This is a genomic window from Methylobacterium sp. J-067, assembly GCF_022829465.1.
Lineage (GTDB): Bacteria > Pseudomonadota > Alphaproteobacteria > Rhizobiales > Beijerinckiaceae > Methylobacterium > Methylobacterium litchii.
Window position 1 is genome coordinate 42,300 of sequence record NZ_JAKSXZ010000074.1, and the last position, 18,478, is coordinate 60,777.

Annotated in this window: 18 protein-coding genes and 1 tRNA gene; 5 read left to right on the top strand and 14 right to left on the bottom strand. The window is 67.8% G+C overall.

What is annotated here, in order from left to right; all coding sequences use genetic code 11:
- Window positions 1-8: 8 nt before the first annotated feature.
- The 9 genes from MKK52_RS07650 to MKK52_RS07690 all read right to left on the bottom strand — a co-directional run bounded on the left by MKK52_RS07650 (window position 9) and on the right by MKK52_RS07690 (window position 8,895).
- Window positions 9-941, bottom strand: coding sequence for a YsnF/AvaK domain-containing protein (locus tag MKK52_RS07650; protein ID WP_243928203.1), 933 nt, complete (start codon window positions 939-941; stop codon window positions 9-11).
- A complete protein-coding gene (locus tag MKK52_RS07655; protein ID WP_243953217.1) occupies window positions 938-1,444 on the bottom strand; it encodes a YsnF/AvaK domain-containing protein in 507 nt (168 codons plus the stop codon). The genes MKK52_RS07650 and MKK52_RS07655 overlap by 4 nt, the downstream gene beginning before the upstream one ends.
- Entirely contained in the window at window positions 1,441-2,427 is a 987-nt protein-coding gene (locus tag MKK52_RS07660; RefSeq protein WP_243928205.1) for a PhnA-like protein, read from the bottom strand. The genes MKK52_RS07655 and MKK52_RS07660 overlap by 4 nt, the downstream gene beginning before the upstream one ends.
- Window positions 2,428-2,476: 49 nt before the next feature.
- Window positions 2,477-2,737: a GlsB/YeaQ/YmgE family stress response membrane protein gene (locus MKK52_RS07665; RefSeq protein ID WP_192710943.1), complete on the bottom strand. Its 261-nt coding sequence runs from the start codon at window positions 2,735-2,737 to the stop codon at window positions 2,477-2,479.
- Window positions 2,738-2,827: 90 nt separating this feature from the next.
- Window positions 2,828-3,007 carry a hypothetical protein gene (locus tag MKK52_RS07670; RefSeq protein WP_243928206.1) on the bottom strand — a complete coding sequence of 60 codons (180 nt, stop codon included), beginning with the start codon at window positions 3,005-3,007 and terminating at the stop codon, window positions 2,828-2,830.
- A gap of 128 nt (window positions 3,008-3,135) precedes the next feature.
- Entirely contained in the window at window positions 3,136-4,626 is a 1,491-nt protein-coding gene (locus MKK52_RS07675) for a PAS domain S-box protein (protein ID WP_243928207.1), read from the bottom strand.
- Between the two features lie 884 nt (window positions 4,627-5,510).
- The gene (locus MKK52_RS07680; protein WP_243953218.1) at window positions 5,511-7,736 is read right to left on the bottom strand and encodes a tyrosine-type recombinase/integrase; all 2,226 of its coding nucleotides are present in this window, start codon (window positions 7,734-7,736) and stop codon (window positions 5,511-5,513) included.
- A 321-nt stretch (window positions 7,737-8,057) separates the two neighbouring features.
- Window positions 8,058-8,132 (bottom strand) — tRNA-Gln (locus MKK52_RS07685).
- Window positions 8,133-8,181: 49 nt separating this feature from the next.
- Entirely contained in the window at window positions 8,182-8,895 is a 714-nt protein-coding gene (locus tag MKK52_RS07690) for an SDR family NAD(P)-dependent oxidoreductase (RefSeq protein WP_243953219.1), read from the bottom strand.
- A 75-nt stretch (window positions 8,896-8,970) separates the two neighbouring features.
- Here MKK52_RS07690 and MKK52_RS07695 point away from each other — a divergent pair, with 75 nt between their 5' ends.
- Window positions 8,971-9,192: a hypothetical protein gene (locus MKK52_RS07695; protein ID WP_243953220.1), complete on the top strand. Its 222-nt coding sequence runs from the start codon at window positions 8,971-8,973 to the stop codon at window positions 9,190-9,192.
- Between the two features lie 10 nt (window positions 9,193-9,202).
- On the opposite strand, the gene MKK52_RS07700 is transcribed toward MKK52_RS07695, so the two are convergent.
- From MKK52_RS07700 to MKK52_RS26900, 3 genes are all read right to left on the bottom strand, one after another.
- Window positions 9,203-9,592: a phage holin family protein gene (locus MKK52_RS07700; RefSeq protein WP_243953221.1), complete on the bottom strand. Its 390-nt coding sequence runs from the start codon at window positions 9,590-9,592 to the stop codon at window positions 9,203-9,205.
- 92 nt (window positions 9,593-9,684) lie between these two features.
- Window positions 9,685-10,488 carry an ABC transporter permease gene (locus MKK52_RS07705; protein WP_243953222.1) on the bottom strand — a complete coding sequence of 268 codons (804 nt, stop codon included), beginning with the start codon at window positions 10,486-10,488 and terminating at the stop codon, window positions 9,685-9,687.
- A 119-nt stretch (window positions 10,489-10,607) separates the two neighbouring features.
- The gene (locus MKK52_RS26900) at window positions 10,608-10,742 is read right to left on the bottom strand and encodes a hypothetical protein (protein ID WP_279597690.1); all 135 of its coding nucleotides are present in this window, start codon (window positions 10,740-10,742) and stop codon (window positions 10,608-10,610) included.
- Window positions 10,743-11,139: 397 nt separating this feature from the next.
- On the opposite strand from MKK52_RS26900, the gene MKK52_RS07710 reads away from it, so the two are divergent.
- Window positions 11,140-12,600 (top strand): methyl-accepting chemotaxis protein, encoded by a 1,461-nt coding sequence (locus MKK52_RS07710; protein WP_243953256.1) that lies wholly within the window; start codon window positions 11,140-11,142, stop codon window positions 12,598-12,600.
- Window positions 12,601-12,606: 6 nt separating this feature from the next.
- On the opposite strand, the gene thpR is transcribed toward MKK52_RS07710, so the two are convergent.
- Together thpR and MKK52_RS07720 are read right to left on the bottom strand one after the other, a co-directional pair.
- Entirely contained in the window at window positions 12,607-13,146 is a 540-nt protein-coding gene (gene thpR, locus MKK52_RS07715) for an RNA 2',3'-cyclic phosphodiesterase (protein WP_243953223.1), read from the bottom strand.
- On the bottom strand, window positions 13,146-13,769 hold the full coding sequence (locus tag MKK52_RS07720; RefSeq protein WP_243953224.1) for an arylesterase: 624 nt from the start codon (window positions 13,767-13,769) through the stop codon (window positions 13,146-13,148). The genes thpR and MKK52_RS07720 overlap by 1 nt, the downstream gene beginning before the upstream one ends.
- 144 nt (window positions 13,770-13,913) lie before the next feature.
- On the opposite strand from MKK52_RS07720, the gene MKK52_RS07725 reads away from it, so the two are divergent.
- The 3 genes from MKK52_RS07725 (at window position 13,914) to MKK52_RS07735 (ending at window position 18,460) form a co-directional block, all read left to right on the top strand.
- Window positions 13,914-14,615 (top strand): ABC transporter ATP-binding protein, encoded by a 702-nt coding sequence (locus MKK52_RS07725; RefSeq protein ID WP_243953225.1) that lies wholly within the window; start codon window positions 13,914-13,916, stop codon window positions 14,613-14,615.
- Between the two features lie 253 nt (window positions 14,616-14,868).
- Window positions 14,869-17,436: an ABC transporter permease gene (locus MKK52_RS07730; RefSeq protein ID WP_243953226.1), complete on the top strand. Its 2,568-nt coding sequence runs from the start codon at window positions 14,869-14,871 to the stop codon at window positions 17,434-17,436.
- Between the two features lie 247 nt (window positions 17,437-17,683).
- A complete protein-coding gene (locus tag MKK52_RS07735; RefSeq protein WP_243953227.1) occupies window positions 17,684-18,460 on the top strand; it encodes a Bax inhibitor-1/YccA family protein in 777 nt (258 codons plus the stop codon).
- The last annotated feature ends 18 nt before the right edge of the window (window positions 18,461-18,478 follow it).

Consider the following 18,478-nt stretch of genomic DNA (forward strand, 5'->3'; position numbering starts at 1 on the left):
ACTTGAGCTCAGAGCGGCTTGCGCGGGGTGGTTTCCGTGGAGGTGCCGGTGGTGCCGGTACGGCTGACCGCCCCCCGACCGTCCTCGACCTCGACCTCGGTGTGGCGGACCTTGTCGGTCACGGTCTCCACCCGCTGGGCCGCATCCTTGCGGATGCCGACCTCACCAACGACGCGGGCGTTCTTCGACACCACCGCCTGCTCGCGCATCTCCGTCGCCTCGATGACCTTGTCCTCGAACAGCGCCATGTCGCCCGGGGTGACGGCGCGGTCGACGACGCGACGGTCGACGTTCACCTTCTCGTCGTGGAGGGTGACGTTCTCGCTGACATCCTTCTCGACGGCGTAGGACCGAACCCGGACCCGGCCGGCATCGACCATGCGCTTGCCGACGTTGAGGCGCTCCTCGACCACAGGGATGTAATCGGTGCCTGTGGCGGTACCGTGGGCGGCGACGGCCTCGGACGTTGCGGCGGCGTGCAGGCCGGTGTCGCGGGTCGTGGCGGCGTGGTCGGACGACATCGCACCCTCACCGAGCGCTGCGGTGGCAACCGGCGCGGTCCCTGTGGTGGAACCGGTCGCACGGCCGTCCCAACCTTCCTTGCGCCAGGCGGCCTCGCGCTCGTCGAGATCGACCGAACCGTGCTCCTCCAGGATATCGGAGGCGGCGTGGACGTGCGCGTCGTCAACCTCGGCGCTCAGCATCGTGCCGCCGCGGTGCAGGCCCTCGCCGTAGGCGTGACGGTCCTCCTCCGGCATGAAGAAGTCCTTGATCGAGCCCCACATGCCTTCGTCGGCCTTGGTCGCGGTTCCGGCCGCGCCGGCCTGGGTACCGGAGATGAGCTTGATGGCACCGGCGGGAATGCCGAGGCCGACGAGCTTGCCCTGGGCGGCGACCGCCTCGGGATGAGTGTCGTACATGGCGGTGATGGTCTGGGTCATGATGTCGGCTCCTGTGACGGGTGCATGGCGGCCTGTTCCGTGACGTGCCCCTCGGGGGACACGCGTTCGATCACGGCGTGCTGCCTGCGCAGCGTCACCGGCATCTCGACGTCCTCGTCCGCCGTGGTCCGACGGATGTGCACCTCCTCCTTCAGGAAGAGGCGCTTCTCGACGACGAGGATCTCTTCCAGCACCGGGATGATGGTCACCCCGGCCTCCGTCCTGACCACCGGGGGTACCTCGCCCTCGGCGAGGGTCCGGTTGACGGGCACCCGGGTCACGCCGACCATGTCGCTGCGCAGAGTCTCGCGCAGGACCTGGTCGACGGTGTCGGTTCGCGTGCTGACACGGACCCGTTCGGTCTCCACCGCACGCTTCTCGATGCGCGCGGTCTCCTCGATCAGCGAGAGAACCGCCTCCTCGCCGATGGCGACCTCCGCCGCGGTACCGAAGGGCGTCCCGAGCCCGCGGGGCTCGGTCGCGGCGCGGTCGCCGACGCTCATGCCCGGCGAGGCGTCAAGGTGTTTGGGGCGGTGCGGGTGACGGTCGGATCGACGGCCGAACCACGGCCGGCGAAGAAGGATGCGAGCGCCCCGAAGATCAGCGCGAGGGCTCCGAACAGCGCGCCCTGGGAGACACGGCGCGCGGTGGCGTCGGCAATCTGCTTGGACTGCTCCTTGGCCGAGGTGACGGTCTCCCTGAACTGCTGGGTGTACTGCGCGACCTGGGTCCGGGCCTGCTCGACCGGGATGTTCTGCGCCTTGGAAAGGGCCACGGCGGCCTTCTCCTGGGCGGCGGCCTGTTGTGCGCCGTCACCCGAGACGGCGGCGCGCATCGCGGTCACAGCGGCGTCCTTCAGCGCGGCCGGATCGGACCCGGTGCCGTTGCGGACATTGGACTCGATGTTCGAGAACGGGTCGGTGACCTTGGTCAGCGACGGGGCGGCAGCCTGCGCCAGGGTCGAGGCGGAGCCGCCCATGGCGTTGCCGACCCCGCCGATGGCCGAGGAGGCGGTGCCGAGGGCGCCGCTGACGATGCCGCTGGCAGCCGACGACAGCATGTACAGGACCACGAGCGTCGAGACCGCCCAGGCGAGGAGGCCGTGATAGCCCGCCGTTGAGGTCGACGGCTTGCCGGACAGGCGTCCGGCGAAGTAGCCGCCGGCTACAGCCGCCAGCACGCCGGAGACGACGAACCACAAGCCGGCACCGATGCCGAGCGAACTCGCCGCCGGGGTGCCGTCGCCCATCGGATCGACTGTCGAGAGGCCGATGCCGAGCCCCAGCATATTCAGGATGACCTGCGAGATCAGCGCGACCGTGGCTCCGGCGAGGACCGCACCCCAAGAGACGGAATACAGCATCATCGTGCGCATGTCCTCGGCCGGAGTGACCATGGTGGTCTGCGGCAGGTCGCGGTCGACGACGGTGCGATCCGTGATCGGACGACTGGGGGATACGGGGGTGGGCTCGGTAACGGTGGCCATGGTGGTATTCCTGAGTTGTGAGGTCGGTAAGCTGGAAGGGCGCGGTGGGTCAGACGACCCGGCGGCGGCCCATGACGATGTGGTAGAGCCACAGCACGATCACGGCGCCGACGATGGCGACGAGCAGGCTGTAGAGGTTGACCCCCGACACGCCGGGCTCGCCGAACTGGTTGAACAGGAACCCGCCGACGACCGCGCCGACGACGCCGAGCAGGATGTCGACAAGCAGGCCCTGGCCGGTGTTGTTGACGATCTTGCTGCCGATGAAGCCGGCGATCAGGCCGAGGACGATCCAGGCGAGGAGGGACATGACGGGCTCCGGTTTTCGGCGTGCGGAAGGGTCCCGACGCAGGGCCTGCGCGGGCTGGGGCATGGGTCTCGATGGCCTGCGGGGCCGGGGCTAGGTGCGCGCGGGGCGCCGGGGTCGGGTTGGCTTGTCCGTAGTGTGCCGCGCTTCAATCGTAGCGATCTCGGTCGTGGCCTCCGCCTCAACCTTGGTGTCCCCGAAGATCATGCCGATGGCCTGCTTGATCAGGGCACGGGCGTGATCGCTCGACAGAACCTTGCGGCCCTTGCCCATTCGCGGCACCTCTCTGTCCGGCTTAGCCGTCGTCGAGATGCCCGGAACGAGCAGAGCTACACCCACCGAATAATTCTATCGAACCAATGTTCCGCCGATTTACATTAAAGTATTTCAGCTTAGGCCGTTTAGTGTTTTCGACCTGGTTTTCGCGTTGTATTTTTGCCGTAATGCTCAAATGATGTTTTCTCGCCTATGCCGCGTTCCCTGGCCCAGACGACCACGGCGCTTCGTCGGTTGACGCCGATCTTGCGATACAGGCTGGCAACGTGGTTGCGCACGGTGCTCAGCGAGACGCCGAGCGCCTTGGAGATCTCCTCGTCCGTGTCGCCGCGGCAAATGCCCTCCAGCATGTCACACTCGCGGGTCGTGAGTTTTTCGGCCACCGCCTGCGGCTTGCCCGGCCTGGGCGGGTTGCGCAGCAGGGCAAGCTTCTCGATCACGCCGTGGCTGAACCACGACGCGTCAGCCATGACGGATTCGATGGCCGAGATGAGTTCAGTCTCGGTCCGCTTTCGGGACGAGATGTCCTGCACGGCACAGAGGAGGCCCTCGCCGCCGCCGACGGTGACCTTCTCGGCGGAGACGAGGCAGTCGAGGACGTCGCCGTCGCGCGTGCGCAGGCGCCCCTCGAAGGCGCGCACCCTGCCGTAGCGCTGGAGTTCCCATTTGAAGCGCGTCCGCTCCGCCTCCTCCACCCAGGGCATCACGGAAGCGCTTTCGGCATCGCCGAAGGTGGAGGCGTAGGCGTCGTTGACGTTGGTCGGCAGGTCGGTGGCCGAGCTGAGGAGGACCGTCGGGATCGGGCTGAGCTCGAACGCCTTGGCGAAGCGCTCCTCGCTGAGACGGAGCTCGGCCTCCGCCTTCCGCCGGTCCTCCAGGTCGGCGAACGTGAACAGCATGCAACGTTCGCCGCCCGGCATCTCGATGGGATGGCCGGCGACGATGACATATTTCTCGGCATCGGACGGGACCGAGAGGCACGCCTCCCGCTGCCTGATGGTCGTGCCGGCATGGAGGTGCTCGACCGCGGAGGCGCGATGCTCGCCCTGTCCGAGAAGGTCGACTTCGGTGAATGTCCGGCCGATGACCTGGTCGCGTACGTATCCGGTGAGCTCGACGAAACCCTGGTTTACCTTGAGGTAGCGCAGGTCGGAGAGCCGGCAGACCACGGCTGGGGCCGGGTTCGCCCGGAACATGCACTCGAACCGCTCCTCCGCCTCGTAAAGGTCGCTGGCGTCCTGCATCAGAAGCGCGAGGCCGGTCGGTGCACCGGCATCGTTCGTCGTCACCAGTCCCCGCATCCGATGCGTCCATATCCTCGCGGGATCCCGGAAATTGTGGACTTCGACCACCGCGTCGCGAAACGCCTCGCCGGCCAGGATGCGCTCGACCGGATGCTGCAGGGGGCCGACCTCGCGGTGGTTGCGGTAGCGCAGGACGAAGTTGGCCCGGTACTCGGCGACCGTGGCTCCGAGGTCGCCGATCTCGGCGACTCCATGCATTGCGAGGGCGGCGTCGTTGGCGTAGGCGATGGTGTGATCCGGCTCGATCAGGATCACGCCCTCGGCGAGGCCGGCGACGACCTGTGCCAGTTGCCGCTGCTCGAACTGGGTCATGATGGCTCGGCTCGTTCGAAGGGCGTCAGTGGCCGCCTCGCAACCACGCATGGGTGCCAACGTCCCAAACGATGGGTCGGGCAGTACCCCGGACATTGCCGGCCGACATCCTTGCCTTCGTCGGGAAGGTCGTCGCCTCGGCCTGACACGCGTTTCCAGACTTGGACACCCCTGTGATCCGACCCTCGGCTCTCGACCACTTCGGGCTCGGGCATGACGAACGGCCTGACCGCATCCGCCAGGTCCGATAGGAAGAATCCCCCCTTCCGAATGACCCGGTCGGCCTTCCGGGCCAGGCATCGGCGGTCGTCGGCGGTGCTTAACACTTTCCTGGCCGTCCTCGCGTTGCTAGCGGTCCTGCTCGCCCGGGCCGTCCTGAAGCTCGCTTCCTGCAGTTCCGCATCTTCCGGGGCCTGTTCCGGCGCCGCAGGATCTCCGGAAGCGTCGCGAAGCCCGACCCAGAATGGGAAACCCGAGCTTCGAGTTTAGGGCCGTCCGCATCCGCTATATTCGTCATGTCACGAGCGAGCATCCGCTGGCTACAGATGAAGGTTCGGAAGCGACGTAACTGTGACATCTGACTCGCTCCGCGCCGATGTCCGCTTCGGAGATGTCGGCAGATGCCCCTGAATGGCTGAATTGGGCGCGAAGCCGAACGTCTGGTTTCGGGCAGCGAGCTGATGTCAGCTCTTGGCGCATCTGAGAGTCCATCCGAGAAGTCAGGCTGAGCGGGCAAGCCGCCTGACGAGGTTCATGACGGCTGCCGCGTAGAAGAGTGTCCGCCTCTGAGATGCCGGAAGTCTGCTGAATGGCCGAGATGGACCACAAAGCGGCACCGCAGCTTCAGCGAGTTGGTTGCCGAAGCTGACGTGCTGCATGGGTTTTCACGGCACGTTAAACGGCTTCTGGTTTCGGCGCGGACAAGCTTCCGTATATGGGGAGGACCGTCCAGGTCCTTTCGCCGCAGCTTTGCGCGCGTAGTGAGGAGACGAAGACAAGAGCCATCGGCGGCGCAAGCAACGTCCCTCTGCCGATTCTTGGCCTTCCAGAGAGCCGAGCGTCAACGATGATCCAATGAGCGCCCAGTCACACGCCCGAAGTCCACGCGTGACTTCGGGAATGGCGGCAATGGCCGTCCGCAGATCTTCAGGCTTGAGCGTCTTCTTGTAGTTCCGTGAGTTCACGGTGGAGCCCTCATGGCCCATCATCGACTCGCGGATCGGATCGAGCACCAGCCGCCGGATCATCTCCGTATTGCCGAAATGCCGGAAGGAATGGAATGTCTTGCGCTCCTCACGGGCCGAGGGCACGGCTTCGTCCAGAACGACCGCCCAGCGCTTGTCGAACAGGTTCGACAACGGCGTGTTCTCGCCAAATTGCGCGATCTCCGCGAAGATCAGATCGCTTCGTGCACCGGATCTGCCCCGCACGTAATCTAGGAAGCCGAGGCGGATCAGCTCTGGATGGAGCGGCAGCGTCCTACGCGACACCGCGTTTTTCAGGCGCCGTCTGCGTGTCGGCCGGATCTTGAGCGTGGCCTGCTCCAGGTCGATGTCACCGAGCTCGAGGTAGACCAACTCGGATAGGCGCGCGCAGGTGTAGTAGCCCAGGAGCGGCAGCCAGTAGACGGCCGCGAAGATCTGCTGCCCCCGTGCGACCCGCAGCATCTCCGCTTCCGAGGCCGTCGACGTCCAGACGGGGTGCGCGAACAGGGTCTTCAACTCGTCGATCTCGAAGGCCGGTCGCTTTTCGCCATCCCGCTCCGGGTCGATCAGGCGGAAGTCGCCCAGAAGTTCGACCTGCCCAATCGGACGCTGCTTGGCCCGACAGTACTTCGCGATCGTCGAGAGCTGCGTGATATGTCGGTTCACGGTCGCGGGGCTGAGCCCCACTTTCTCTGTCTGCCCCGCGGCCCGCATCGTTCGGCCGCGTTCGACTAGGTCCGCGATCGACAGTGCCGCATCACGTGAACTCTTGCCGTAGGATTTCGGCAGGTTGGAGAGATTCTGGATATAGGCAGTGAGATGGGCATGCCGGATCTGCCGCAGGTCATCGGTGCCAGCGATGTCGCCGAGCATTGCCGCGACCGCCCGATGCTGCCGTTGGGTCTTCTCGTCCCAAGTGGCGCCCTTGTGCGTGATGAGCTCTTCGACCATTTCGGTCAGCGAGTTCGTGACCGGGCCAGAACCGACTTCGCTACCCACATGCGCATCGTTCAGGCCTCGCTGGTCGAGGCCTGGAGCGCAATCGGTGAAGGCTGGACCATGATCCGCTCCGTCGCGCTCCGAAGATCCAGACGATGGCCTTGACGCCTCTTCCGGCGCGGCGGCCTCCGTTTTTGGAGGGTACGACGCAGGAGCTGGCGCCGCGGGTGGATGGTTCCGGTCGACTATGGGGCCTTGCTCGGGTGCTGGCTGGCCGACGGGTTCGGATTTGAGAGTGGCCGGATCTGTATAACTGCTTTCTGACAGCGGCGCTGTTGTGGAGGCCTGGACTTCGAAGTCGCCCCACTCGAAGCTGTCAGCGCCGTCGAAGTCGGATGTGGCCCAGCCCAGCGTGTCACGCGGCATCTCACCCCTGGCACGCATCGCCGAGAGGTTGGCCCAAGCCTCCCGTGGATCCGCACGCGCCTCGGCATAGGTGGAGGCGAATTCGCGTGAAACATGGCTGGAGAGCGCCGCGAGGCCACGGAGGCAGCGATTGAGGCCAGCCTCCGTCAAAGGCTCGTTCATGCTGGTCAGCATCGTCTGAAGATAAGCGCGCGGTGGCGTGAGCCGACCAGTCTCGTCTGGCCGACCGAGATCGCGCAGGTAACCGTTCTCGATGCGCCGTCGAATGGCTCGACGCTCCGGTAGGCTGAAGCCTTCCCGCTTCAGGCGCGCATCGAGTTCACTGTCGTACCCTGCGTCGAAGCCTTCCTCCGCCGCCAGCGCCTGCAGGCGTCCGAAGATCCGGTACTCCCGCTCCCGTTTCTCCATGAGCGTGGACCAGTCGCCGATGAGAGGCGCGCGCGGTGGATTGAGGTCACGCTGCAAGCGCGCGATCCGCGCGCTTCGCTCCCGGTCGACGAAGGCGCGGAGGTGGTCGCGGATTTGAGCCGCTGTTTGCATGGCGGGGTCATCCCGGACGCGGAGGCTTTCCGCGTTAAGCCCCCAGCCGAGTGTGCGCGCACTTGCTGGGTCGGAGGTGCCCAGGCTCAGAGCGACCGTGATGGACTTCCCCCTAACTGGGGCACCAGAGGGTCGCGTCCGCTCATCGCAACGGAATCGCCTTCGCCACCAGTATACCGCCCCGCGGCGGAACACGTTAGAACAAATCGTCAACGGCCTGCCCCTGTGGACAAGCGCGTGCAACAGCTCTGCGTACAATCGGCATGGCCGCTGAAGCGGCCGAGAGCCGAATGCAATCAGATCAATGACTTAACGGAGGCTTGGCTGGGGCGCCAGGATTCGAACCTGGGAATGGCGGTACCAAAAACCGCTGCCTTACCACTTGGCGACGCCCCAAGGACCGGCGATCCTCTAGACGGCCATCCCCGCTCTGGCAAGTCTTCTCTCAAGGCGGGACCGGTCGGCCGTCCCAGGCGAAGACTCCTCCGCTCTCGGCCGGTGTCAGGCCGTCGAGGACAGCGAGGAGATGGGCCGCTGCGGCCTCTGGCGTCACCGTGTCGGGGCTGTCGGCATCGGGGCGGAACGGATGTGACAGCGCCGTGCGCACCGTGCCCGGATGCAGGCCCGCCACGATCGCGTCCGGGTGAGTGCGGGCCAATTCGATTGCGAGCGTGCGCAGGATCTGGTTGAGCGCCGCCTTCGAGGCGCGGTAGCCGTACCAGCCACCCAGCCGGTTATCGCCGATGGAGCCGACCCGCGCCGAGAGTGCCGCGAAGACGCTGCGGCCCGTACGCGGCATCAGTGGCACCATGTGCTTGGCTACCAGGGCCGGACCGGTCGTGTTCACCGCGAAAAGTCGGGCCAGCGCGGCCGGGTCGAGGGCCTTCAGCGCCTTCTCCGGCGCGACGCCGGGGCCGTGCAGGAGGCCGGTCGCGACGAGGGTGAGGCCCACCGGACCGTTCTCGGCCACACGGCCCGCCGCCGCCTGGATGCTCTCCTCGTCGGTTACATCGATGAGACCCGCGACCACCCCGGCTCCGAGGTCCGCGCCCGATCGCGACAGGGCGAAAACTGGCCGATGCGCGCCGCCCGCGACGATCCTGTCGATCAGTGCACGGCCGATGCCGCCGGAGGCCCCTACGATGACCGCACTCGTCATGCCGTCCCCTCCGGACGGGACATTAACCTTTCGTCAACCATCGTGGACCCAGGCTCCCTGTGGAGGTTCGAGAGCATGGTCAAACATCGGAACTTCGACGCGCTGAGCGAGGCGCAATTGGCCGTCGGGCGCATTGCGCCGCGGCGCGTCGCAGGGCTCGCCTGCTTCCGGCCCATGAAGGCCCGCCCCGTCGCGGAACTACTTGATGCGATCCAGCACGTCGCCGAGGCGGCGACTGGAGAGCGGAGCTTTCTCCACCTCGCGAAATCCTCCACCAAGGACGACCCCTCGCACTGATCTCGGCCGTTCATGCGGCCGGGCGGGCGCGCGCCGGAGATGAGGGGCGGCCCGTTTGGCGCCACGTGCGCCAGGGTTCGAGGTTCGACAGGGCCATCCGTCGTGCGCCGAGGCGCACGAGCACGAGGGCGACGCCGATGAAGGGTGACGCCACGATCAGAGCGGAGATCAACGGCGCGCCGCTCAAGGCGGCGATGATCTTCACCAGCGCGTCCAGCCCCAGGAAGAAGATCGCGATCGCGAGGATCGGGATCGTCCCGACGATCCCCGCCAGCCGGAGCCAAGTCCGCAGGGTCGCGTCGGTCTCGATGCGCGCAAGCCGAAGCAACTGACCGACATGGTCCGCGCTGTCGCGCAGAGCCGAGGCCAGGAGGTGCTGCAGCGGAACGGTCTGACGCATCGGGGCCCTCGGCCGGCCCGACAGGATGTCGCCGGACACGGCGCCAACGGCGTCCGCGCCCGGTGGTTCCGCGCGCGCCGAGGGGTGGCGTCTCAGCTCCGCTTGCTGACCACGTGCTTCAGGATCAGCAGGCCCATCACCATGCAGGTGAGAGCGAACATGACCACGTAGAGATGATCGACTTTCAGGCCCGCCGAGGGATAATAGGCAGACCTCATCCATTCGGCGAGTTGGAGCGCCGGATTGTATTTCATCCAGTAGTAGATTTTCTCAGGCAAGAAGCTCGGCATGAACATCACGCCACTGGCGACATACATGAGAATATTGAAGAGCGCGTAGCCGACGAGCCACCCGGGGAAGAAGCCCACGATTGCTACGTTGACCACGCCGACACCGATGCCCAGCAGGATGGACGCGAGGTAGGCGAAGACTGCAATGGAACTGTTTACCGGTCGGGGGTCGGTGCCCAGGGCGGTCAACACGGCGACGATGACGAGAAGGCCGAGGAAGCCGGTGACGATCTCTACGAGCACACGTGCCAGGATCAGGTCGAACAGCTTCACCTGCGGGTAATAGGTAAGAGGCTTGTTGACCATCGTCGCCTTCATCACCTCGCGGGAGATGTACTGAAAGATCAGGACCGGCACCGCGCCCGTGGCGAAGAAGAGCGGCGCACTACTACCGACGGGCGCCGGCAGATGCTGGAACGTGTAGATCGCGATCAGCATGAAGACGTGGACGCAGGGCCACATCACCACGATGCCGTAGCCCCACAGGGTGCCCCCGAAGCGGGTGCGCATGTCGCGCAGCATCAGGGCGTGGAGGACGTGCAGGTAGGATTCGAGGGGACTGAGCCGGTCTCCCTCGCGCACGCTCGTCGTCAGGCCTATCGCCATCGCCCTTACGGTCCCGTCTCTCGGCCGCTGACGCAGCGCGACCGGCGCGGGAGGATATGCTGGGGGAAAGCGACAAAACTACGTCGCCGCCGCGCTCCCAGTCCGAGGGGGGAGGGGGCTCAGAGCATCCCGCCGAAGCCGGTGCGCTCCATGTGGAGGCGCTGCTCGGCGTAGCGGTGGGCGACCGAGCGGGTGAGGGCGCGGCCGAAGCGGCTCGCGAGGCCGCGGGCGACGGTCTTGGCGATCTGGGTCATGGAAACCTCCGGCGGCAGAGCCTGTCGGCGCGATGGTGCGATGCAGCATCATGGCGGAACCGAGCCCCGGGCAGGAGCGCAAATTCAATCTATCCGCCCCGCGCTGGCCGCATTGACCGGGGCTTGAACATGGGTGCGGCGCAGCATGACCGGCTGATGGCGCTGTCTGTCGCTCGGAATGACTGGATCGTATTAGCCATGCGGTTGGATCAATTGGGACAATATTGGAGTGCAAATTTTGTATTCGCCCCCTCGAATTGCTGAGATAAATTCTTTTCTGAGCGGTTTCACGGCATGAATTTCTGAAAATCGCCCAAGGACTCGACGAGTGGGAATCGTGATTTTTAAGAATTCTCCCGCCACTCTGTGCGTCATAGGAGTGAGGGTCGATCCGGTGATATTTAGACGCGCAAAGCCCAACGATTCACAATCAGTGATGGATGCCCTCGATCGTTCGATGGCCGTCATCGAATTCGGGATGGACGGCACGATCCTGACGGCGAATGCCAACTTCCTGCGCGTGGTCGGCTACGACCTCACCGAGATCAAGGGCCGCCACCACCGCGTCTTCATGGAAGAGAGCGTGGCCGGCTCGTCCGACTACGAGGCGTTCTGGAGGACGCTCCGCGCGGGCGAGTTCGTCTCCGGCGAGTTCATGCGCCTCGACAAGACGAAGCGCCGGGTCTGGCTGGAGGCGAGCTACAACCCCGTCCTCGATCAGGACGGCAAGCCGTTCAAGGTCATCAAGGTCGCGGCCGACATCACGGCCAAGAAGAACGAGGTCAGCCGCCTGCTGACCATGATCGACGACATGCCGGTGGCGGTGATGACCGCCGACATCAACGACGAGTTCAAGATCAACTACCTCAACCGGACGTCGACCAAGACGCTGAGCACCATCGAGCAGCACCTGCCGGTGAAGGTCGCCGACATGGTCGGCCGCTCCTTCGACATCTTCCACAAGAACCCGCACCACCAGCGCACCATGCTGGCCGATGCGAGCCGCCTGCCGCACCGGACGCGGATCCGGGTCGGGCCGGAAACCCTCGATCTGCAGGTCTCCGCGATCAAGGACCCCGAGGGCAACTACCTCGGCCCGATGCTGACCTGGGCGGTCGTGACGGCGCAGGTCGCCATGGCGGGCGAGGTGACGCGGGTGGTCGAGGCCCTGGGCCGCGCCATCGACGAGATGCGCCAGTCGGCCGAGGGGCTGAACCATTCCGCCGACGAGGCGAGCGGCCTCGCCGCCACGGTGGCCGCCGGGTCGGAGGAGATGGCCAGCACTGTCAAGGAGATCTCCGGCCAGGTCGGACGGGTCTCGGAGCGGGCGAACCAGATCGCCGATCAGGCGGGCGCCACCGACATGACCGTGCGGGCGCTCGCGGAGAAGACCGGCAAGGTCGATTCCGTGGTGGCGATGATCAAGTCGATCGCCGACCAGACCAACCTGCTGGCCCTCAACGCGACCATCGAGGCGGCGCGGGCGGGGGAGGCCGGGCGCGGCTTCGCTGTGGTGGCCGCCGAGGTGAAGGAGCTCGCGGGCCAGACGGCGCGGGCCACCGACGACATCACCCAGCAGATCCACGCCATCCAGTCGGCCACCGGCGAGGCGGTCTCGGCCATCGGCACGATCACCGGCGCGGTGGAGGAACTGTCGCGGCTCACCCTCGCCATCGCGGGCGCGGTGGAGCAGCAGGCGGCCTCGACCCAGGAGATGACCGTGAACATCTCCGGTGTCTCGACGGCGGCCGGGGCGACGGGCTCGCTGGCCGAGAAGGTCCGGGAGATCTCCGAACGCCTCGCCGAGCATTCGAGCAGCCTCGGCGGCAGTATGCAGACCTTCCTGAAGGCGAGCTGACGCCTTTCAGGCGAAGGGGAACGCGGCCTCCGCGAGATACGGCCCGCCGCCGGTCGATTCGCGGGCCGAATAGACCGTCACCCGGTCGGCGGTGAAGGTCAGCGGCGTGAAGACCGGTCCTTGAGACAGGTACATCGCCACGGCCTCGGGGCTCGCCTCCCGCCGCAGCCGGGCGAGGGTGACGTGCGGGGTGAACTTGCGCGTCTCCGGCGCGAGGCCCGCCCGGCGGGCGAAGCGCTCCTGCTCGGTCTGCAGGTCGGCGAGGTCGGCGGTGGGGTGGACCGCAGCGTAGAGCGCGCGGGGCTTCCCCCCGCCGAAGGTCCCGAGCCCGTCGAGGGTCACGGTGAGCGGCCCGCGCAGCCGCGCCTCGGCGAGACAATCCAAAAAGTCTTCCGCGACCGGGCGCTCGACATCGCCGAGGAAGCGCAGCGTTACGTGGAAGTCGGCGGGCTCGACCCAGCGGGCGCCCTGGAGCCCGCACCGGTAGACGGCGAGCGCGTCGGCGATCTCAGGCGGGACGGCCAGCGCGGTGAACAGGCGCGGCATCAGCGGGTCGCCTGGGCCGGGAGGGTGTCGAGGAAGCGCTCGACGGTCGGCAGCATCCGCGCGGCGATGGTCTCGACGCCCTTCACGTTCGGGTGCAGCCCGTCGTCGAGGTGCAGGCCGGCGTCGCCGATGATCCCGTCGAGGAAGAACGGGTAGAGCATCACGCCGTCCTGCCGGGCGAGATCGGGGAAGATCGCGTCGAATTTCGTCCGGTAATCGGGGCCGAGATTGGGCGCCGCCTGCATCCCGGCCAGCAGCACGGGGATGTGGCGGGCCTTCAGGGCGTCGAGCATCGCCGTCAGGTTGCGCCTCGCGACGGCGGGGTCGGTGCCGCGCAGCATGTCGTTGGCGCCGAGTTCGAGGATCACCCCGTCCGTGCCGTCCGGCACCGACCAGTCGAGCCGGTCGAGGCCCCCCGTCGTGGTGTCGCCGGAGACGCCGGCATTGGCGATCTGCACGTCCCGGCCCTGGGCCTTCAGCATCCGTTCCAGCACGGCGGGGAAGGCGGCGTCGGCCGGCAGCCGGTAGCCGGCGGTGAGGCTGTCGCCGAAGGCCACCAGCTTGATCGGGCGGGGGGCGGCTTGGGCGGCCGATGGGGCCGGGGCGGCGAAGATCAGGCTCATCAGTGCGGCAATCGCGGCGAAGACGGGGAATCGGCGGCGCCTGTCATGGCGGAGCCGCAATGCATCACCCATATCGCGCCGCAACCCAATCCGGCGCGGAGCCGTGCGTGTCATGCTCGTCATCGCCCACAGATCGGACACACCATGAGCGACGGCAAGGCACCCGCCCCTCCGGCGATCAGCCTCGACGGCATCGATCTCAGTCTCGGGAGGGGGCCTGCCCGCGTCCATGTGCTGCGGGGCATCTCCCTGTCGGTGGGGCGGGGCGAGGCGGTGGGGCTCGTCGGGCCCTCGGGCTCGGGCAAGTCGACGCTGCTCATGGTGATGGCCGGTCTGGAGCGGCCGGATGCCGGCCGGGTGCTGGTGGAGGACACCGACCTCGTGCGCCTCGATGAGGACGCGCTCGCCCGGTTCCGGGGCCGGCGGATCGGCATCGTGTTCCAGTCCTTCCACCTCGTGCCGACCATGACGGCGCTGGAGAACGTGGCCCTCCCGCTGGAACTCGCCGACCGGCCCGGCGCCCATGAGCGCGCCCGCGCCGAGCTGGAGGCGGTCGGCCTCGGGCACCGGCTGCACCATTACCCGGCGCAGCTCTCCGGCGGCGAGCAGCAGCGGGTGGCCATCGCCCGCGCGGTGGCGCCCGATCCGGCGATCCTCGTCGCCGACGAGCCCACCGGCAACCTCGACGAGACGACCGGCCGGCAGATCGTGGACCTGCTGTTCCGCCTCAAGCGCGACCGGGGGGCGACCCTGGTCCTCGTGACGCACGACAACGGCCTCGCCCGCCTCTGCGACCGCACGGTGCGCCTGCGCTCGGGGGTGGTCGAGGAGGCGGTGGCGGCGTGAGTGGGCGGGCCGCCCCCCGCAGCGAACATCGTTGCGCCATGGCTCCCTCCCTGGTCCTCATCCTGAGGTGCCCGCCTCGGCGGGCCTCGAAGGAGGGCTCCAGAAGGCTCCGCGATCCCTGGAGCCCTCCTTCGAGGCGGCTGTCGCCGCACCTCAGGATGAGGGCGATGGGCGGGACCGGCGGTCCGAGGCCGGTGTCGCAACGACGTTCCCTGCGCGACAGGGACATGCGCGTGTTTCGGAACGAGTAGTCATGCACGGTTCGCTTCCCCCCACGGCCAGCGCCCCCCGCCGCAGCCCCCTCATCCTGCGCCTCGCCCTGCGCGAATTGCGCGGCGGGCTGTCCGGGTTCGGCGTGTTCCTCGCCTGCATCGCGCTGGGCGTCGCGGCCATCGCGGGCATTGCCTCGGTGTCGCGCTCCCTGTCGGACGGGCTCGGGCGCGAGGGCCGGCGGATCATCGGCGGCGATCTCAGCTACAGCCTCATCAACCGCGAGGCGACGGAGGCGGAACGCGCCACCCTCGCCCGCGAGGGCACGCTCGACATCGTGGCGGCGCTGCGCGCCATGGCGGTGGCGCCCGGCGGCGACGCGACGCTGGTGGAACTCAAGGCCGTGGACCCCGCCACCTACCCGGCCGCCGGAGAGCTCGTCACCGAGCCGGCAGGCAACCTCGCGGACCTCCTCGCCGACAGGGACGGCGCGCCCGGCGCCCTGGCCGACCCCGCGCTCCTGACCCGCCTCGACCTCAAGCTGGGGGACCGGATCACGCTGGCCGGCCACCCGCTGGTGCTCCGGGGAACGATCCTGTCCGAGCCCGACAAGATCGCGGGCGGCATCGGCTTCGGCCCCCGGCTGATCGTGTCGCAGGCGGCGCTCCGCGGCACCGGCCTCGTCCAGCCCGGCAGCCTGAGCCGCTGGAGCTACCGGGTGCAGTTGCCGCCGGGCACCGCCCTCGATCCCGTGGAGGCACGGGTGCGCCAGGCAGCGCCGGAGGCCGGCTGGCAGGTCCGCAGCCGCGCCAACGCCGACCCGCGCTTCGCCCAGAGCATCGAGCGGTTCACGCAGTTCCTGACGCTCGTCGGTCTCACCGCGCTGATCGTCGGCGGGGTCGGGGTGGCGAACGCCGTCCACGCCTTCGTGGAGCGCAAGAGCGGCTCCATCGCCACGCTGAAGAGCATCGGCGCGCCGGGCTCCACCGTGGTCGGCCTGTACCTGACGCAGGTCATGCTCATCGCCGGCCTCGGCACGCTGATCGGCCTCGCCGCCGGGGCGAGCCTGCCCTTCCTCGTGGACGCGCTGTTTGCCGACAGCCTGCCCCTGCCGCTGAACCCGTCGCTCGCCCCCGGCGAACTGGCGCTCGCCGCCGCCTACGGCCTCCTGACCGCCTTCGCCTTCGCGATCACGCCGCTCGGCCGCGCCCACGACGTGCCGGTCTCGGGCCTGTTCCGCGACACGGTGGACCGCGCCCGCGTCGCCCCCCGGCGGCGCTACCGGATCTGGCTCGGCGCGGCGCTGGCGCTCCTCGTCGGCCTGTCGGTGGCGAGCGCCTTCGACCGCCGCGTGGCGCTGATCTTCATTGCCGCCGCCGGCATCGCCTTCGGGCTGCTGCACCTCGTGGCCCTCGGGCTGATGGCCGGCGCCAAGCGCCTGCCGCACCCGAAGCGGGCCGCGCCCCGGATGGCGCTGGCGAACCTCCACCGGCCGGGCGCCCTGACGCCGACCATCGTGCTGTCGCTGGGGCTCGGGGTGACGCTCCTCGTGGCGCTCAGCCTCATCGACGCCAATGTCAGCCGTACGATCAGCGCGACGCTGCCCGCCAAGGCGCCGAACCTGTTCTTCCTCGACATCCCCTCCCGCGACTCGGCCCGGTTCCGGGACTATCTCCACGCGGAGGCCCCGGCCGCGAAGATCGAGGACGTGCCGATGATGCGCGGGCGCATCGTGGCGCTCAACGGCGTGCCGGTGCGCCAGATCCGCCCGCCGGAGGACGCCGCCTGGGTGCTCGACGGGGATCGCGGCATCACTTACGCCGATTCGGTGCCGGAGGGCACGAAGGTCGAGGAGGGGCGCTGGTGGGACTCGGGGGAGGGCGCCGGCCACCTCGTCTCCTTCGAGGGCGACCTCGCCCGGATGCTCGGCCTCAAGGTCGGCGACAGCGTCACCGTCAACGTGCTCGGCCGGGACGTCACCGCGACAATCTTCAACCTGCGCAAGGTCGAGTGGCGCAACCTCGGCATCAACTTCGTGATGGTCTTCTCCCCCGGCACCTTCAAGGGCGCGCCGCATTCGGACCTCGCCACCCTGAGCCTGCCCGGCGGCACCGATGCGGGACTCGAGAACGGCATCCTGCGCGGCGTCGCCAAGGAGTTCCCCTCCGTCACGTCGGTGCGGGTGAAGGACGCCCTCGACGCGGTCGGCGATCTCGTGGGGCGCCTCGTCCTGGCGATCCGGGGGGCGAGCGGCGTGGCGATCCTCGCGAGCCTCCTCGTCCTCGGCGGGGCGGTGGCGGCAGGCCACCGGGCGCGGCTCTACGACGCCGTGGTGCTGAAGGTGCTCGGCGCCAGCCGGACGCGGCTGCTCTCGGCCTACGCCCTGGAATACGCGGCGCTCGGCCTCGCCACGGCGGTCTTCGGGCTGATCGCGGGGAGCCTCGCGGGCTGGGTCATCGTCGCCAAGGTGATGCACCTCGACTTCCGCCTCGACCTCTCCGGGGCGCTGCTCGCGGCCGGGGCGGCGGTGCTGCTGGCGGTGCTGCTCGGGCTCGCGGGCACCGCGCGGATCCTCGGCCAGAAGCCGGCACCGTACCTGCGCGAGTTATAAGGATCGCTTGAATCGCTCTACCAGTCGTCTTGCGGTCGATCCGATCGGTCGCGGGTTTTAATCCCTGACGACATGGACAAATTTACATGCGCGCGGTGCCGAAAACCGCTCGCGGAACCTCGGCCGGGCCTTGTGCCCCGGGGCGTCCCGCAACATATTCTGGGACGAGGCGCCATCCGGCGCCAGAGGTCCTGCGTGGGCCTCGCCCGAAACACCACGCTGAGAGAGCCTCCGCAAGGACACTCCCATGGCATTCGATAACAGCCCCTTCCGGTACGGCCAGCAGCAGCAGCCGGCCACCGGCTATGCCGGGACCCAGGTCGAAGTCGACCAGGGCCTGCGCTCCTTCATGCTCGGCGTCTACAACAACATGATCGTGGGGCTCGGGATTTCCGGCCTCGTGGCGCTGGGTCTCAACATGGCGTCTGTCGCGGCCTACCAGGGCACGCGGCCGGTGCTCACGCCCTTCGGCGCGATGCTCTACACCAGCCCCCTCAAGTGGCTGTTGATGCTGGCGCCGCTGGCCTTCATCTTCGTCTTCTCGTTCCGCATGGACCGCATGTCGGCTTCCTCGGCGCGGATGATGTTCTTCGCCTTCGCGGCGGTGATGGGCGCGTCGATGTCCACTCTCCTCCTCGTCTTCACGGGGGCGAGCGTGGTGCAGGTGTTCTTCATCACGGCGGCGGCCTTCGGCGGCCTGAGTCTCTACGGCTACACGACCAGCCGTAGCCTGTCGGGCATGGGTTCGTTCCTGATGATGGGCCTCATCGGCATCGTCATCGCCTCGCTGGTGAACATCTTCCTCGCCTCGTCGGCGATGCAGTTCGCGATCTCGGTGCTCGGCGTGCTGATCTTCGCGGGTCTGACTGCCTACGACACCCAGAAGCTCAAGGAGATGTATCTCTACGGCGGCTTCGACGGTGAGATGGCGGCCAAGATGTCGGTGAACGGCGCCCTGACGCTCTACCTCGACTTCATCAACATGTTCCAGTTCCTGCTCTCGCTGGTCGGCGACCGCCGCTAAGCGAACGGACGGAACGCA

What these genes read in the sequence shown, in the direction of transcription:
- MKK52_RS07695 (WP_243953220.1), top strand. Translation starts at nt 8,971, where the DNA reads ATGGTCAAACATCGGAACTTCGACGCGCTGAGCGAGGCGCAATTGGCC.
- MKK52_RS07670 (WP_243928206.1), bottom strand. Translation starts at nt 3,007, where the DNA reads ATGGGCAAGGGCCGCAAGGTTCTGTCGAGCGATCACGCCCGTGCCCTG.
- thpR (WP_243953223.1), bottom strand. Translation starts at nt 13,146, where the DNA reads ATGCCGCGCCTGTTCACCGCGCTGGCCGTCCCGCCTGAGATCGCCGAC.
- MKK52_RS07650 (WP_243928203.1), bottom strand. Translation starts at nt 941, where the DNA reads ATGACCCAGACCATCACCGCCATGTACGACACTCATCCCGAGGCGGTC.
- MKK52_RS07700 (WP_243953221.1), bottom strand. Translation starts at nt 9,592, where the DNA reads ATGCGTCAGACCGTTCCGCTGCAGCACCTCCTGGCCTCGGCTCTGCGC.
- MKK52_RS07675 (WP_243928207.1), bottom strand. Translation starts at nt 4,626, where the DNA reads ATGACCCAGTTCGAGCAGCGGCAACTGGCACAGGTCGTCGCCGGCCTC.
- MKK52_RS07720 (WP_243953224.1), bottom strand. Translation starts at nt 13,769, where the DNA reads ATGAGCCTGATCTTCGCCGCCCCGGCCCCATCGGCCGCCCAAGCCGCC.
- MKK52_RS07735 (WP_243953227.1), top strand. Translation starts at nt 17,684, where the DNA reads ATGGCATTCGATAACAGCCCCTTCCGGTACGGCCAGCAGCAGCAGCCG.
- MKK52_RS07665 (WP_192710943.1), bottom strand. Translation starts at nt 2,737, where the DNA reads ATGTCCCTCCTCGCCTGGATCGTCCTCGGCCTGATCGCCGGCTTCATC.
- MKK52_RS07680 (WP_243953218.1), bottom strand. Translation starts at nt 7,736, where the DNA reads ATGCAAACAGCGGCTCAAATCCGCGACCACCTCCGCGCCTTCGTCGAC.
- MKK52_RS07655 (WP_243953217.1), bottom strand. Translation starts at nt 1,444, where the DNA reads ATGAGCGTCGGCGACCGCGCCGCGACCGAGCCCCGCGGGCTCGGGACG.
- MKK52_RS07690 (WP_243953219.1), bottom strand. Translation starts at nt 8,895, where the DNA reads ATGACGAGTGCGGTCATCGTAGGGGCCTCCGGCGGCATCGGCCGTGCA.
- MKK52_RS07705 (WP_243953222.1), bottom strand. Translation starts at nt 10,488, where the DNA reads ATGGCGATAGGCCTGACGACGAGCGTGCGCGAGGGAGACCGGCTCAGT.
- MKK52_RS26900 (WP_279597690.1), bottom strand. Translation starts at nt 10,742, where the DNA reads ATGACCCAGATCGCCAAGACCGTCGCCCGCGGCCTCGCGAGCCGCTTC.
- MKK52_RS07660 (WP_243928205.1), bottom strand. Translation starts at nt 2,427, where the DNA reads ATGGCCACCGTTACCGAGCCCACCCCCGTATCCCCCAGTCGTCCGATC.
- MKK52_RS07730 (WP_243953226.1), top strand. Translation starts at nt 14,869, where the DNA reads ATGCACGGTTCGCTTCCCCCCACGGCCAGCGCCCCCCGCCGCAGCCCC.
- MKK52_RS07725 (WP_243953225.1), top strand. Translation starts at nt 13,914, where the DNA reads ATGAGCGACGGCAAGGCACCCGCCCCTCCGGCGATCAGCCTCGACGGC.